Consider the following 15,349-nt stretch of genomic DNA (forward strand, 5'->3'; position numbering starts at 1 on the left):
CGATTCTAGGCTCTGTACGAAAAGCCTTGATACTTGTTCATGCTGCGTTGAAAACAGCCTCGGAATGCTCATGTACTCCAGTACACTCCGCTTCCTCGGCTGTTTTCGCCTTGCCTGACCTGCGTCTCAAGACTTTTCGTACAGAGCCTAGATCACCAGGCCCTTGCAGCAAAAAGCCCGGGACCTCCCCGCACGGAAAGCCCCAGGCAAAATCACAGTGACAAAACCTCGGACTCAGCCCTCCTGCAACGCCCGCGGCCGATGGCTTCGCGCCTCGGCGTCAGGCGACCTGGCACCCTGCAAGCGGAAGTCGAATGACAGCTCGGCAAAGCGCTCGCCTTGCACACCGCGGTCGCGCGCCGCCGCCGCATCCTCGACAAAACGCAGTTCGCCGATCAGCCCGTCACGGGTGGCATAGGCAAAGTCGTCCCACAGGTACTTGTCGCCCGCAAAGTTGATCTGCGTGGTCAGGTGGCGGTGCCCTGGTGCCGAAATGAAGAAGTGCACGTGCGCCGGGCGCTGGCCGTGGCGGCCGAGCAGGTCCAGGCATTCCTGGGTTGGGCCCTGCGGGTCGCAGCCATACCCCGATGGCACGATCGAGCGCGCGCGGTAGCGGCCCTCGGCATCGGTGATGATACGCCGGCGCAGGTTGAACTCGGATTGTGTCGAATCGAAGTACGAATAGGTGCCTTGGGTGTTGGCGTGCCACAGGTCGACGGTGGCACCGGCCAACGGCTTGCCGTCGGCATCGAACACCTGGCCCTGAAGGAACATCACCACGCCCGGGTCAGTGCCGTCGTCCATGCGCACTTCGCCCTGGGCCAGCGGCGCCCCGGCAACATACAGCGGGCCTTCGATGGTGCGCGGGGTGCCGCCGCCAAGGCCGGCTTCGGCGTCCTTGGCATCCTGCAGCAGGTCGAGGAAGTGCTCGATGCCCAGCCCAGCAGCCAGCAGGCCCGCCTCGTTACGACCGCCCAGGCGGTTGAGGTAGTCGACGGCGTGCCAGAACTCGTCCTCGGTGATTTCCAGGTCTTCGATCAGCCGAGCGGTGTCTTGCAGCACGCGCAGAATGATCTGCTTGAAGCGCGGGTTTCCTTCGGCATGGTCCAGGCCAGCCACCTGGTTGAAGAAGGCTTGAATGTCGGCAGTGTGGGAAATTTTCACGGTCATCGTGCTTACCTCGTATTGTTCTTGTCAGGCATACAGGTGCGAATCAGCGATCGTCGCTGTGGATAGACGAGGGATGCCGACACAGGCCGTCGACCTCGATGTCCATGTACGGGAACAGCGGCAGCTGCATCAGCGTGTCATGCAACGCCTCGACGCTGGGCACATCGAACACGCTGTAGTTGGCGTAATGCCCGGCAATGCGCCACAGGTGACGCCAGATGCCTTCGCGCTGCAGGCGCTGAGCCAGTTCCTTTTCGTCGGCCTTGAGCTGGGCGGCCTTGGCCGGGTCCATGTCGACCGGCAGCTTCACGGTCATCTTCACGTGGAACAACATGGTTATCTCCTTGCTTGCTGATCAGCGACGGGCGAAGCGTGCCAGGCGCTGTTCGTCCAACGTCAGGCCCAGGCCTGGGGTATGGGGGATGTGCAGCTGGAAGTCGCGGTATTGCGGCGGCTCGTTGACGATCTCCTCGGTCAGCAGCAGCGGCCCGAACAGCTCCGTACCCCAGGTGAGCTGGCGCAGGGTGAGGAATGCATGGGCCGAAGCCAGGGTGCCGATCGAACCTTCGAGCATGGTGCCGCCGTACAAGGCGATGCCAGCGGCCTCGGCGATCTGTGCAGTGCGCAGCACCGCGCGCGGGCCACCATTCTTGGCGATTTTCAGGGCGAAGATGCTGGCGGCGCCGTCGGCGGCCAGGCTGAAGGCGTCCTCGACGCTTTCGATCGACTCATCGGCCATGATCGGTGCCGGGCTGCGCTGGTTCAGGCGCACCTGGCCACCGCGGTTGACGCGCGAAATCGGCTGCTCGATCAGGTCGATGCCGTTGTCGCCCAGTACCTGACAGGCGCGGATGGCCTGGGACTCGTCCCAGTACTGGTTGACGTCGACCCGCACGCTGGCGCTGTCACCCAGCTCGCGCTTGATCGCGACCACGTGCTTGAGGTCCTGGGCCACCGGGTTGGCGCCGATTTTCAGCTTGAACACCCGGTGCCGGCGAATGTCCAGCATGTGCTGGGCTTCGGCGATATCGCGAGCGGTGTCGCCGCTGGCCAGGGTCCAGGCCACTTCCAGGCTGTCACGCACGCGCCCCCCCAGCAGTTCGCTGACCGGCAGGCCCAGGCGTTTGCCCTGGGCGTCGAGCAAGGCGCTTTCGATGCCGGACTTGGCGAAGGTGTTGCCCTTGGCCAGCTTGTCCAGCTTGAGCATGGCGGCGTTGATGTTGTCTGCTGGCAGGCCGATCAGCGCCGGGGCGAGGTGCGCGTCGATATTGGCCTTGATGCCTTCGGGGCTTTCGTAGCCATAAGCCAGGCCACCGATGGTGGTGGCTTCGCCGATGCCTTCCACGCCATCGCTGCAGCGCAGGCGCAATACCACCAGGGTCTGCTGCTGCATGGTGTGCATCGCCAGCTTGTGCGGGCGAATGGTCGGGAGATCGACGATAATTGCATCTATGTGTTCAATCAGCGCGCTTGTCATTGTTGCCAGGTCCCGTCAGGTCGGGCTTTCAGTTGCAGGCCCGAGTGATGCGTTTACTTGATTGTTGAAGGATTGCGCGAGACCCTGACGACCGTCCAATATCAAATGAATCTCCCACCATACCCTGGAGGTCTGATGGAGCTGCGCCACCTGCGTTACTTCAAAGTCTTGGCCGAGACCCTGAACTTCACCCGCGCCGCCGAGCTGCTGCACATCGCCCAGCCACCCCTGAGTCGGCAGATCAGCCAACTGGAGGACCAGCTCGGTACCCTGCTGGTGGTGCGCGAACGTCCGCTGCGGCTGACCGAAGCCGGCCGCTTCTTCTACGAGCAGACCTGCACTGTGCTGCAGCAGTTGCAGAACATCAGCGACAACACCCGCCGCATCGGCCAGGGCCAGCGCCAGTGGCTGGGCATCGGCTTTGCGCCCTCTACCCTGTACACCGTGCTGCCGGAGCTGATCCGCGAACTGCGCCAGGACAGCGAGCTGGAACTGGGCCTGAACGAGATGACCACCTTGCAACAGGTGGAGGCGCTTAAAAGCGGGCGTATCGACATTGGCTTCGGGCGCATTCGCATCGACGACCCGGTGATTCACCAGCAGGTGCTGTGCGAGGACCCGCTGGTGGCCGTGCTGCCCAAGGGCCACCCCCTGGCGGGCCGCCCGCTCAGTCTGGCCCAGCTGGCTGGCGAAGCGTTCATCCTCTATCCGGCCAATCCCCGGCCCAGTTATGCCGACCACGTGCTGGCGCTGTTCGCCCACCACGGCATGAGCATTCGTGTCAGCCAGTGGGCCAACGAACTGCAGACCGCCATCGGCCTGGTAGCGGTTGGCGTCGGCGTGACCCTGGTGCCGGCAACGGTACAGCAGCAGCACCGTACCGATATCGAGTATGTCGACCTGCTTGATAGCGGCGCCGTCAGCCCGATCATCCTCAGCCGGCGCAAGGGTGATGTAAGCCCGATCGTGCAGCGGTGCCTGGCGTTGATCGAGCAACAGGCAATATGAACACACCATGCACCTTGTGGGAGCGGGCGCGCCCCACAGGGACTGTATAGCCCTGCCCCATTGCCTATGCGTGCCCCGTATACCCATCGGTATATGGATGTTCCCGATGATCTGTTTCATGCTCCAGCACGCGAATCGCGAAACGCCCGGGCTCAAGACAGTCAATCAAAAATCATCGGGAGTCGAACATGGCTGGACGTCTTAACGGCAAGGTGGCGCTGATTACTGGCGGTGCGGGTGGCTGCGGGCTGGCCGCATCGGAGCTGTTCGCGGCAGAAGGGGCCAGGGTGGGCATTGTCGACCTGCCCGGCAGCAAGGGCGCCGAAGTTGCAAGGCGATTGCGTGATGCAGGTTACCAGGCCATCTTCGCTGCCGCCGATGTCTCGGACGCACAGCAAGTGAAGGCCGCGGTGGCGGCCGTAGAAGAGGCCTTCGGCCACATCACCGTGCTGATGAACCACGCGGGCATCCTGTCGGCCATGCCCTTCCTGGAAACCAGTGAAGAAGAATGGGACCGGATCATGGCCGTGAACGTGAAGAGCATGTTCCTGGTCACCGGCGCGGTGTTGCCGGGCATGCTTGCGGCCGGCGGCGGCAGTATCGTCTGCACCTCATCAATCTCGGCAGTGGTGGGCACGCCGATGGAGGTGCTGTATTGCACCAGCAAGGGTGCCACGCATATGTTCGCCCGGGCCATCGCTGTGGAGTTTCGCGACCGAGGCATTCGCGCCAATGCCATCTGCCCGGGCTTCATCGCCACCGCCCACGGCCTGCGCGAGATCGACATGTTGCGCAAGCATGGCGTGGACGTCAGCGAACAGGCCATCGCTGCCGCCCAGGGGCGCTTGTGCCAACCCTCGGAAGTCGCCAGCGCAGCCTTGTTCCTGGCCAGTGACGACGCCAGTTTCGTCAACGGCGCGCACCTGTTTGCCGACAATGGCTACACCGCCCTCTGATTACAAGAACAACCGGCAGGAGAACGATGTGAGTACCTCTTCCAACAACATGCATATCAACGAATTCGGCCTTGAACACGCGCACTGGCGCAACTGGGCCGGTAACCAGTCCTGCATCCGTGCAGCACGCGGGGCACCGGCCAGCGAGGACGAATTGTGCTCAATGGTCAGCCAGGCCAGCAGCAATGGCATGAACGTGCGCGTGGCCGGCTCGGGGCATTCCTTCACCCCGGTGGCACTGACCAATGGCCTGCACCTGACCCTGGCCAACATGAGCGGCGTACGCCATGTCGACCACGAGAAAAAGCGCGTCACCGCTGCCGCCGGCACCACCATCAATGCCTTGGGCAAGACATTGCGTGCCGCCGGGTTGTCAATGGTCAACCAGGGCGACATCGACAGCCAGTCTATTGCAGGCGCATTGACTACCGGTACCCACGGCACCGGTCTGACCCTCGGCAACCTGGCCTCGTCGATTGTCGGCATGAAGCTGGTGCAACCCAATGGCGAAATACTCTTGGTCGACGAAAGCACCCCCGACCTGCTGCAAGCGGGCCGGGTGTCGCTGGGCGTACTGGGCATTGTTTCCGAACTGACCTTGCAGGTGACCGACAGCTTCAACCTGCACGAGCGCATCTGGCGCGAAGACTTCGAAAGCGTGATGGAAAAGCACGACGAACTGGCACGCAAACACCGCCACTTCAGCTTCTTCTGGTGCCCCTACGAGCAAAGCCGGCATTGCTATTGCCTACCCGATACCGCCGCCACCTCTACAAGCGGGCGCACCACCGATGTCTGCGAAGTGAAGGTCATGGACATCACCGACCACCCGATCTGGGAAAGCGAGTTCGAGAAAGTGGCCTACAGCTCGGATGTGTACCCGATCGAGTACCTGCCCAACTTTCACGAGCTGGAATACGCTGTGCCATTGCGCCACAGCAAGGAAGCGTTGCGGGCCGTGCGCAAGCTGATGCTGGAGGACTTCCCCAAGGCCATCTACCCCATCGAGTACCGCTTTACTGCCGGAGACGGGGCGTGGATGAGCCCATTCTTCGAGCAGGACAGCGTGACCATTTCGGTGTCCGGCCAGCCGGGTACCGACTACTGGGACTATCTGCGGGCGGTGGATCAGATCCTGCGTTCCTATGGCGCCAGGCCGCACTGGGGCAAGCTGCATTTCCTGACGGGTGAAGATGTGAGTGCAATATACCCGCGTGCCGAGGACTTCCGTAAGCTGCGCCGCCAGCTCGATCCGCAAGGGATCTACCTCAGCGAGCACCTGAGTCCGCTGTTCAGGTGACCTGTACCTGATACAGCAAGGGGCTGCTTTGCAGCCCCTTGCTGTATCAGCCCTTGGCCAGATAATCGATAAACAGGCGAAACAGTTCGGCGTTGGATGAAATTTCCAGGCGCTGATAGATGTTGTGCTTGTGCACCTTTACCGTCCCATCGGAAATATTCAGCTGCCGCGCAATCGACGCATTGCTGTGTCCCTGTAACAACAACTTGGCGATAAGGCGCTGGGTTTCAGTCAGTTGCCCTTGCAAGATCTCTACGAAGGCGTCCTCCAGCACCACCCCCTCTGGTGCCGCGCGCAGGATATCAGCGTAACGCAATCGACAGTGCTGACCAAAAACCGAAGCCAGCAGCGGCGACATTGCCGCCAACAGCTCCATTTCCCCTGCATCGAAATCCCCACTGCCGTGGTTGCGCATCAGCGAATAGACGATCGCCAACTGGGGCCGCAGGGGAATGATGAAGCCCACCTCATCCACCGCCGTCCCATAGTCGGACGACACGCAGGGGTGGATGTCCTTGGAAATGGCAAACCCTGAAGAGAAGAAGCAGTCAGGTGCCAGTTCGCTCATGCGCCATAGCCCGGATGGGTGCTCGTTGACGCAAGCAACGTAGAACGGGTCAAGCAGGTAGCCGCCGCGCACGTAGGCGTTCAACGTACGCTCCGTGACCGTACGGTTGTACCCGTTATGCACCAGCAGTGCTGGTTGATTGAACTGGAACAGGTAGGCGCAACTCATGTCGAATGTCAGCTTGCTGCGCAGCCACGCATCCAGCGCCGGTCCCAGCTGTTCGCTGCCAATCGCCTCGATCACCGCTGCCAACTCGTTTGCCTCATCTTTTGTCATTGCTCACCACACGCTCATGCACCGAAGGCCTGCATGACCTTACCGCCTTGATCGGTTAAAAACACAAAATCCGGAGCGCCCAGGACGCTCCGGATCATGCGCATGACGCTTTTGCTCAGGACGGCTCGGCCACCCCCTTGCAGACACCTGCGGCAGCGTCCTGACGTCCCAGCTCCTGCGCCTTGGGCACCGCCAGCCAACTGGCCAGCAGCATGGCGATCAGGCCGCCACTGAGTTTGCCTATCATCAACGGCAGTATCAGCGAGGGCTGGAAGTTGGCGGAGAAGGCCATGTGGTCGCCAAAGGTGAACGCGGCGCACACAGAGAAAGCGATCACCAATACCTTGTCCTTGGGCGGCATTTCGCTGACCAAGCGAAACATGGCCAGGATATTCGCCGAGGCCGCCAATACCCCAGCCGCACCGACACCAGACATGCCAAAGCGCGAGGCCACCCGTTCGATTGGCCGCGCCAGGAAGCGCTTGAGCAAGTGCACCATGGGGAACGCCCCGCACAGCATCAGGCCGATGTAGCCAGCAATTTCCAAGGCGCGAAACTGATCATCGGCATCGGCGATGATCGGCGCAAAACCCCAGCTGCCGAACAGGTGGCTGAACAGGCCGGTGAAGTACTGCACGATGGACGCTACCAGCACCAACACCACGGCGATGTACATGAACTGGCCGAGCTTGAGGAACAGGTACACCATCAGTGTGGGGAAGTAGCGCAATGCCGCTGCCAGGGCAATGCAAAACAGGATCAACGGCATCAGGTTGCGCAGCAGCATTGCCCAGGTGAAGTGCAGTGCCTGGGTAGCGGCGCCAGTGGTAGCGATGTCCGGACGCACGCTCAGGCCAAGCGCCTGCATGGTCATGGCAATGATCATGATGCTCAGCGGAATGGTCAGCAGCCCGGCCATGATCCCCAGTGCCATGTACTTGTGGTCGGCCTTGTGCAGCATGGCCAGCCCGACCGGAATGACGAAGATGATGGTGGCGCCGCACTGAAAGCCGGTGATCAGGCCGAGGATCCAGCCTTCCTGGCTTTGCGCCAGCGCTTTGGCTAACTGGTAGCCGCCCATGTCCGAGGCGATGAAGATGGGACCGGCGATGCCAGGGTCGGCCCCGATGGCCTGGAACAGTGGCGCGATCACATGACTGATACCTGCTGAAATGTACGGTATCGCCGCCATGATGCCGGCTACCGGGATGAAGATGGGGCCGATGCTGTGCAGGCCGGCGATGAACTCCTGGCCCAGCTCGCCTTCAGGGTTGTAGATGGATGCCACGGCACCCAGTACCGCGCACACCATGATGACGTAGATGACATAGGTGCCGATGCTTTCCATTTGCCGCCTCATTTTTAGAGTTTTGGGTTGGCAGGACTGAAATGTAACGGGGCATCGTTGTTGTTATGGCTTGAGCATGGCGCGCCCCGTCGAGGGTTAAGCTATGCGGCAAGGTGCAGGGCTGTCCATATACCGGGAGGTATAGAAAATTGATCACCGCGTTACGCTAAGGATTTCCAGCTGATCACCGCGTAACCAGTCGATAAACCGTGCAAACAACTCCGATTGCGAGTTGATCTCAAGTTTCATGTACAGGTTCTTGCGGTGCATGCGCACGGTCTCCGGCGAGATACCCAGCTCCAGCGCGGTAGATTTCACCGAGTGCCCGCGCAAGATCATGTGCGCCACTTCCCGCTCGCGGTCGGTCAGCACCTGGCAGCCAAAGCTGTCGAACGCTGCCTGCAGGCTGCTGCGCTCGGTTGATGCAGCGCCCGGTTCCAGGTTGTGCCGGGCATAACGCCCCAGCAGTTCGCGCACCATCGGCTCCAACGCACGCAACAGGTCGACCTGCCCGGCATTCAGGCGCGTGCCGCTGCAGCCCTGGAACAGGCTCAGCGACAGCTTGCGGCCTGCGCTGAGGTCGACGATGTAGTAGCTGTCTTCACTGCAACCTGTACCCAGGTAATAAGCCTTGTAGTAGTCGCTGTCGAAGAAGTTGTCGGGGGCGATTTCCTGCAGGTGGTAGAAACCTTCGGCCAGGCCGCTTTGCACGGCAAGGCAGAAAGGGTCCAGCAGGTAGCCGGCACTGAAATAGCGCTCCAGCACGGCGGCCCGGTGCCGTTCGGGGATGCCTTGCTGGTACAGCAACTGCGGTGCCCGCCCCTGGCACTCAAGGCTGATCATCATCGATTCCACCTGCACCAACTGGCCGATGGCAGCGGCCACATACGCCAGCGCCTCGGGGGTTTCGCCATGGGCCAGGGCGCGTTGCAACGCCGCGTGCCACTGCTGCAGCGCGCCCATTGTGAGGGTAAGCGGGGTATCGGGAGAGGCCTGGGTCATGCCCGGCAGTCTAGCCTGCCAGGCACGCCCGCGCACAGCCCTTTGCGCCAGGTTCATCGGCCTTGGTACAGGCCAAGCGCAGTGAGTTCACGCGCGGTTTCGATGATGCACTGGCGCAGGGTCTCGACGATCTCGTCCACCTGCGCATGGGTGATGATCAAAGGAGGCGACATCACGTTCAGGTGCATGATCGGACGCACCAGCAAGCCTTTTCCCTGCGCCTTGCTGTGGATGCGCTCGCCGATGTTCACCTCATCGGCGAACAGTGCCTTGCTGCCCTTGTTGGCGACGAACTCGACACAGGCCATCAGCTTCATGCAGCGCACATCCCCCACCAGCGGCAGCTCGCGCAGGCTCTGCAAGCGATGCTCAAGGTACCCCCCCACGTCCTTGACATGATCGAGCAGTTGCTCGCGCTCGATGATCTCGATGTTCTTCAGCGCCGCCGTGCAGCACACCGGGTGGCCGCTGTAGGTGAAACCGTGGGTGAAGCAACGGCCCTTGCCCGGCTCGGCAATCACTTGCCAGATGCGCTCGGAAAAAATACACGCACCCAGCGGCAGGTACGCCGAGGTCAGGCCTTTGGCGGTGGTGATGATGTCAGGGATGACGCCAAACAGTTCCTCGCTGGCGAAGAAGGTGCCCAGGCGCCCGAACGAGGTCACCACTTCGTCGGAGACGAACAGGATGTCGTAGGTCTGGCACAGCTGCCACATGCGCTGGAAGTACCCCTCGGGCGGAATGATCACCCCGCCCGAACCCATGATCGGCTCGGCGAAGAACGCCGCCACGTTGTCGGCACCCAGCGAGAGGATCTTGTCCTCGAACTCTGCCACCAGGAAGTCGAGGAACTCCGCCTCGTCCATGTCGTCTGGCGCGCGGTACGGGTTGGGGTTGGAGACGTGGTGGATCAGGTCGTGGTGGTAATCGAACTCCGCCACCCGGTCGGCGGCCTTGTTGCCAATCGACATGGTCAGGGTGGTGGAGCCGTGGTAGGCGTTGTCGCGGGCGATGATGTGCTTCTTGTGCGGTTTGCCTCGGCAGTTCTGGTAGTACTGGATCAGCCGGTAGGCCGTATCGACCGCGGTCGAGCCGCCCGTGGTGAGGAACACATGGTTCAAGTCACCCGGCGCCAGCTGCGCGAGCTTCTGGCACAGCTCGATGGCGACGTCGTTGGCCATGTCGGAGAACGGGTTGGAATAGGCCAGCTGGCGCACCTGGTCAGCGATGGCCACGGCCATTTCCTCACGGCCCAGGCCAATGTTGGTGCACCACATGCCGCCGACGGCATCGAGGAAACGGTTGCCATGGGTGTCGCGAATGTAGGCGCCTTCACCGGCGACGATGTTCAACGCACCTTGTTCGCGGTGCTCGTCGAACACATGGTAGCCGTGCATGTAGTGGGCCTTGTCGGCGTCCACCAGCGGGTCGTGGGCAATGGCGAATGCTTTGCTTGGGGTGGCCATGGGCAGCTCCTTGGCGGGAATCGTTGGGCGGTGTTCAGAAACCGGTCTTGACCGTGCTCCAGACCCGGGTGATGGCGCGCATGTCCTTCGGGCTCTGGGTTTTCTGGGCGAACAGGCGTTCGCGGGTGGGTGCGTCGGGGTAGATGGCCGGGTCCTGGCGAATGTCATCACGCACCAGCGCGGTAGCGGCAGCGTTGCTGTTGGCGTAGTGGATGTAGTCGGTGACCTTGGCCATGGTCTGCGGCTGCAACAAGAACTCGATGAAGCGGTGCGCGTTGGCCGCGTGCGGCGCATCCTTGGGGATGTACAGGTTGTCGAACCAGATCAGCGAGCCTTCCTTGGGAATGAAGAACGACAGCTTGATGTCCTTCTTCGCTTCCACTGCGCGGGCCTGGGCGGTGGCATAGTCACCGGACCAGGTCAGCGCCAGGCAGACATCACCATTGGGCAGGCTGGTGAGGTAATTCACCGAATCGAACTTGCGAATGTAAGGGCGGACGCCGAGCAACAGTTGTTCGGCCGCCTTGAGGTCGGCCGGCGACGCGCTGCGTGGGTCCTTGCCCAGGTACTGCAGGGCCAATGGGATGACCTCGGTGGGCGCGTCCATCAGGGTGACGCCGCAGTCGGCGAAGCGCGAGACGATCTTGGGGTCGAACAGCATGGCCAGCGAACCGATCGGCGCGTCGGGCATGCGTGCGGTGATCTTGTCGACGTTGTAGGTGACCCCCGAGCTGCCCCAGGTGTAGGGCGCAGAATACTTCAGGTCAGGGTCGTAGCCCTGCAGGTCGTTCACCACCTGCTGGTCGAGGTTGTGCCAACTGGGCAGTTGCTGCTTGTCCAGTGCCTGGAACACGCCGGCGCTGATCAGCGGGGGGACCAGCGAGGCGTTGAGCATGACCAGGTCGTAGCCGGAACGGCCGGTGAGCAGTTTGGTCTGCACGGTTTCGTAGCCATCGAAGGTGTCGTAGATGACCTTGATGCCGGTGGCCTTCTCGAAGTCGGCCAGGGTGGTTTCACCGATGTAGTCGGTCCAGTTGTACAACCGTAGCGTGTTACCGCTGTCCACCTCTGCCGCCTGGGCCAGGCTGGCGCCAGACGCCAGCAGCAGACCGCCAATCACCTTCAGTACCTTGCGCATGGCAACTCCATCGTGTGAGTGCTCCGGATCGAGCCGATGGGTTCACTATCGGTGGATTTGCCCAGGGGTGACATACCCCGAATGTGTGGGTGGTCGCTTTTTGGCAGGTGGCGCTGGAAGGTTTGCAGAACATCGTATGCCGACAAAATGTTGGGGCTGCTTTGCAGCCCTTTCGCGACACAAGGCCGCTCCCACAAGGACGGCGCAGCCTTCGAAGCTGGCGGTAATCCTGTGGGAGCGGCCTTGTGTCGCGAAAGGGCCGCAACGCGGCCCCAGTGTTCAGTACAGGAGAAAGGTCACGTCAGCGGGTACAACGCTTCATCGAACTGCGCCAGGCGCGGGAACACCAGTGGCTGGTCGTCCGAAAGCTGCTCCAGACGCTGCCGGTATTGCTGCAGAAAGTCCTGCCGCGCATCAGCACTGATGTAAGGCACATGCCACGCCACGAACGGCGGCAACACCTCGAACCCGACATAGGCCAGCGTGCCCCGCAGGATCGGCCGCAGCATGTCTTCCAGCGGCCCGTGAATCGCGCCGTCGCCAAACATGTGCTCGCGCCCGCCCAGGGTCACGGTCACCAGCGCCCTCTTGCCGGCCAACCCGCCCTGGTCGTAGAAGCGCTTGCCGCCATAGCACACCCCCGACACCAGCACCCGGTCGATCCAGCCCTTGAGCATGGCCGGTGCCGAGAACCAGAAAATCGGGAAGTTCAACACCAGCAGATCGGCCCACAACAGCTTGTCCAGCTCCTGCTGGATGTCTGCGGCAATGGCACCGCGCTTGACGCCCTGACGCTGCTCCAGCGCATACACGAGGTACTCGGGGTTCTCGCGCTGGGTAAAGTCATCGGCACTGGCCACCGGGTTCCAGCCCATGCCGTACAAGTCGCTGACCTGCACCTGATGGCCTTGGGCACGGAAGGTTTCCACCGCCTGGTCACGCAGGGCAGCCGTGAACGATTGCGGCTCGGGGTGAGCGTGGACGATCAGTACATTCACAAACATTCTCCTCACACAAAACAGGTTATCTTGCCGCAGTGGCTCAGCACTGCACCGCCTTGACCTCGACGAACTCCGCCAGGCCCTCTTCGCCCCACTCGCGGCCGTTTCCCGATTGCTTGTAGCCCCCGAACGGCGCCTGGTAGTTGAACGCGGCACCGTTGATGTAGCACTGCCCGGCACGTATCTGCCGCGCCAGCGCCAGGCCCTGCTCGCGGCCGCCGGCCCACACTGCACTGGACAAGCCGAATGGCGAGTCATTGGCCAGGGCCACTGCCTGGGCTTCATCGGCATAAGGTATCAGGCACAGCACCGGGCCAAAGATTTCCTCCTGGGCGATGCGCATACGGTTGTCGACGTCGGCGAACAACGTCGGCGCCACGTAGAACCCGCGCTCGAAGCCGCCGTGATCACCGCCGCACAACAAGCGCGCACCTTCTTCCTGGCCCAGGCGGATATAGTCGAGCACCTTGCGCCGCTGGCCTGCGGAACACATTGGCCCGAGGAAGCTGGTCGGGTCACGCGGGTCGCCCATGACCAGTGCACGGGTTTCGGCCTCGGCAATGTCCAGCGCCTCGGCATAGCGGCTGGTCGGCAGCAGCATGCGGGTCAGTGCCGTGCAGGTCTGCCCCGAGTTGATCATCACGTCCTGCACGCCATGGCGCACCGCAGCGTGCAGGTCAGCGTCGGCGGTAATCAGCAGCGGCGACTTGCCGCCCAGTTCCAGGCATACCCGCTTTACCGTCGGTGCTGCTGCCTGCGACACCCTGACCCCGGCGCCGGTGGAGCCGGTAAACGACACCATGTCCACCTGCGGGTGCCGGGCCAGCGCTTCGCCGACCTTGGCCCCCGGGCCGCTGACCAGGTTGAACACCCCCGCCGGCAGGCCAATGGCATCGATCATATCGGCCAGCAGGAACGCGTGCAGCGGTGTTTCCTGGCTGGGCTTGACCACCACCGTACAACCCGCGGCCAGGGCTGGCGCCAGCTTGCCGATCATCTGGTGCAGCGGGTAGTTCCACGGGTTGATGAATGCGCACACGCCAACGGCTTCGCGGTACACCAGCGAATTGCCGACTTCGCGCACCTCGTCCATCAGCCTGGCCAGTTCGGCGTATTGCTCCAACCCGGCAATCGGGCCTTCGACCTGCACCGCCTGGCACCACTGCACCGGCATGCCCAGCTCATCGGTGATGACCGCTGCCATTTCCGCTGCACGGTTTTTCAGCTGTGCGACCAATGCCCGGATGTACCCGGCGCGCACGCTGGACGGCGTGCGCGACCAGCCATCGAAGGCCCGCCGCGCCGCCATCACCGCCCGCTCGACATCGGCCTCGGCGCCCAAGGGTACCCGGCCAATGGCCTGTTCGGTGGCCGGGTCGATCACCTCAGCCATGCCCTGCCCGCTCGGCACCTGCCAGGCGCCATCGATGTACAGCCGCGCATACTCATGCATGGCCGTACTCCCGTTTCAGTTCGTCGGCACAGCGGGCAATGCGCTGGCAGGCATCGGCCAGCGCCTCATTGCCCAGCACCAGGCCCAGGCGGATATGCCCGGCAGCGCTAGGGCCGAATGCCTCGCCGGCGAGCACCGACACGCCCTGGCTGTCCAACAGGTAGTCGGCGAAGGCCTGGGCGCTGACGCCGGTTTCACGAATGTCGACCATCACGAACATGCCACCATCGGGCTTCAACGCCTTCAAGCCCGGGCAGCCGGCCAGTTGCTCGCACACCAGATCGCGCCGCTGGCGGTAGGCTTCGCGCATGGCGTCCAGTTCGGGCAACGGGTGCTCCAGCGCCACCACGGCGGCATCCTGGACGAAGTCCGGCAAGCCGTAGAGCATGCACAGGGCGAGGTTTTCCAGATGCGTGGCCAGTGCTGTCGAGCCGACCACCCACCCCATGCGCCAGCCGGTCATGGCATGCGATTTCGACAGGCTGTTCAGCGTTGCGGTGCGCTCGGCCATCCCCGGCAGGCTGCCGGGGCTGACATGCTCGCCTTCATACAGCAGCTCGCTGTAGACCTCGTCAGAGATAAGCCACAGGTCATGGGCAACGCACAGTTCGGCCAGCGCTTCCCAGGTCGCGCGCGGCAGGCTCGCCCCTGAAGGGTTGTGCGGGCTGTTCAGGGCCAGCGCGCGGGTGCGCGGGGTAATGCGCTCGGCGACGTCACGCGGGCACACGCGAAAGCCATTCTCAGGCTTGACCGGTACCGGCACCACCTTGGCGCCGCAGGCACCGAACACGGCCTCGTAGGTGACATACATCGGTTCGGCAACGATCACCTCATCGCCTGGGTCGAGTATGCACTGGGCCACGCAGAACAACGCGCACTGAGCCCCCGCCAGCACTGTCACCTGGTCAGCGCTCACCGTCTGGCCGCTGCGTTGCCGGTGACGGTTGGCGATGGCCTGGCGCAGCGCCAGCTTGCCGCGTACATCGGCGTAATGGGTATGGCCAGCGCGCAGGCTGTCGATGGCCGCCTCGACGATAGGCGCGGGCGTGTCGAAGTCCGGGTCACCCACCGACAGCAGCAGGATGTCCTTGCCCTCGGCCTGAAGCGCCAGGGCGCGGTAGTGGATGTCCCAGGCCGCGGCCCCGTCGCCGGCGATGCGTTGGGTGAGCTTGGCGTAGCGCATGGC

The 15,349-nt window shown here is 62.9% G+C and carries 14 protein-coding genes; 3 read left to right on the plus strand and 11 right to left on the minus strand.

Features of this window, described 5'->3' with window-relative positions; translation table 11 throughout:
- Positions 1 to 234: 234 nt before the first annotated feature.
- The 3 genes from catA to ACYCCG_RS15015 are packed head-to-tail and all read right to left on the minus strand — an operon-like array spanning position 235 to position 2,647.
- Positions 235 to 1,170 carry a catechol 1,2-dioxygenase gene (gene catA, locus ACYCCG_RS15005; RefSeq protein WP_176682459.1) on the minus strand — a complete coding sequence of 312 codons (936 nt, stop codon included), beginning with the start codon at positions 1,168 to 1,170 and terminating at the stop codon, positions 235 to 237.
- Between the two features lie 43 nt (positions 1,171 to 1,213).
- Positions 1,214 to 1,504 carry a muconolactone Delta-isomerase gene (gene catC, locus ACYCCG_RS15010; RefSeq protein WP_010954550.1) on the minus strand — a complete coding sequence of 97 codons (291 nt, stop codon included), beginning with the start codon at positions 1,502 to 1,504 and terminating at the stop codon, positions 1,214 to 1,216.
- Positions 1,505 to 1,525: 21 nt separating this feature from the next.
- Positions 1,526 to 2,647 (minus strand): muconate cycloisomerase family protein, encoded by a 1,122-nt coding sequence (locus ACYCCG_RS15015; RefSeq protein ID WP_176682458.1) that lies wholly within the window; start codon positions 2,645 to 2,647, stop codon positions 1,526 to 1,528.
- A gap of 135 nt (positions 2,648 to 2,782) precedes the next feature.
- Between ACYCCG_RS15015 and catR the strand changes: the two genes are divergently transcribed.
- The 3 genes from catR (at position 2,783) to ACYCCG_RS15030 (ending at position 5,911) form a co-directional block, all read left to right on the plus strand.
- Positions 2,783 to 3,655: an HTH-type transcriptional regulator CatR gene (gene catR / locus ACYCCG_RS15020; RefSeq protein ID WP_176682457.1), complete on the plus strand. Its 873-nt coding sequence runs from the start codon at positions 2,783 to 2,785 to the stop codon at positions 3,653 to 3,655.
- Positions 3,656 to 3,843: 188 nt separating this feature from the next.
- Positions 3,844 to 4,611 (plus strand): SDR family NAD(P)-dependent oxidoreductase, encoded by a 768-nt coding sequence (locus ACYCCG_RS15025; RefSeq protein ID WP_012051983.1) that lies wholly within the window; start codon positions 3,844 to 3,846, stop codon positions 4,609 to 4,611.
- Positions 4,612 to 4,639: 28 nt separating this feature from the next.
- A complete protein-coding gene (locus ACYCCG_RS15030) occupies positions 4,640 to 5,911 on the plus strand; it encodes a D-arabinono-1,4-lactone oxidase (protein ID WP_209966798.1) in 1,272 nt (423 codons plus the stop codon).
- A 46-nt stretch (positions 5,912 to 5,957) separates the two neighbouring features.
- Here ACYCCG_RS15030 and ACYCCG_RS15035 read toward each other — a convergent pair whose 3' ends face one another.
- The 8 genes from ACYCCG_RS15035 to ACYCCG_RS15070 all read right to left on the minus strand — a co-directional run bounded on the left by ACYCCG_RS15035 (position 5,958) and on the right by ACYCCG_RS15070 (position 15,346).
- Positions 5,958 to 6,755, minus strand: coding sequence for a helix-turn-helix transcriptional regulator (locus tag ACYCCG_RS15035; protein WP_176682455.1), 798 nt, complete (start codon positions 6,753 to 6,755; stop codon positions 5,958 to 5,960).
- A gap of 115 nt (positions 6,756 to 6,870) precedes the next feature.
- Positions 6,871 to 8,103: an ethanolamine utilization protein EutH gene (eutH, locus tag ACYCCG_RS15040; RefSeq protein WP_176682454.1), complete on the minus strand. Its 1,233-nt coding sequence runs from the start codon at positions 8,101 to 8,103 to the stop codon at positions 6,871 to 6,873.
- Between the two features lie 153 nt (positions 8,104 to 8,256).
- Positions 8,257 to 9,105 (minus strand): helix-turn-helix transcriptional regulator, encoded by an 849-nt coding sequence (locus tag ACYCCG_RS15045; RefSeq protein ID WP_392461204.1) that lies wholly within the window; start codon positions 9,103 to 9,105, stop codon positions 8,257 to 8,259.
- A gap of 53 nt (positions 9,106 to 9,158) precedes the next feature.
- Positions 9,159 to 10,571: an aminotransferase gene (locus ACYCCG_RS15050; RefSeq protein ID WP_459670973.1), complete on the minus strand. Its 1,413-nt coding sequence runs from the start codon at positions 10,569 to 10,571 to the stop codon at positions 9,159 to 9,161.
- A gap of 34 nt (positions 10,572 to 10,605) precedes the next feature.
- On the minus strand, positions 10,606 to 11,709 hold the full coding sequence (locus tag ACYCCG_RS15055) for a polyamine ABC transporter substrate-binding protein (protein WP_339534921.1): 1,104 nt from the start codon (positions 11,707 to 11,709) through the stop codon (positions 10,606 to 10,608).
- Positions 11,710 to 12,005: 296 nt separating this feature from the next.
- Positions 12,006 to 12,707 carry an NAD(P)H-dependent oxidoreductase gene (locus tag ACYCCG_RS15060; RefSeq protein ID WP_176682450.1) on the minus strand — a complete coding sequence of 234 codons (702 nt, stop codon included), beginning with the start codon at positions 12,705 to 12,707 and terminating at the stop codon, positions 12,006 to 12,008.
- Between the two features lie 43 nt (positions 12,708 to 12,750).
- On the minus strand, positions 12,751 to 14,163 hold the full coding sequence (locus ACYCCG_RS15065) for an aldehyde dehydrogenase family protein (RefSeq protein WP_459670975.1): 1,413 nt from the start codon (positions 14,161 to 14,163) through the stop codon (positions 12,751 to 12,753).
- Positions 14,156 to 15,346: a pyridoxal phosphate-dependent aminotransferase gene (locus tag ACYCCG_RS15070; RefSeq protein WP_209966808.1), complete on the minus strand. Its 1,191-nt coding sequence runs from the start codon at positions 15,344 to 15,346 to the stop codon at positions 14,156 to 14,158. Before ACYCCG_RS15070 ends, ACYCCG_RS15065 begins: the two co-directional genes overlap by 8 nt.
- Positions 15,347 to 15,349: the final 3 nt, after the last annotated feature.

This window comes from Pseudomonas sp. VEM90, from assembly GCF_054611535.1.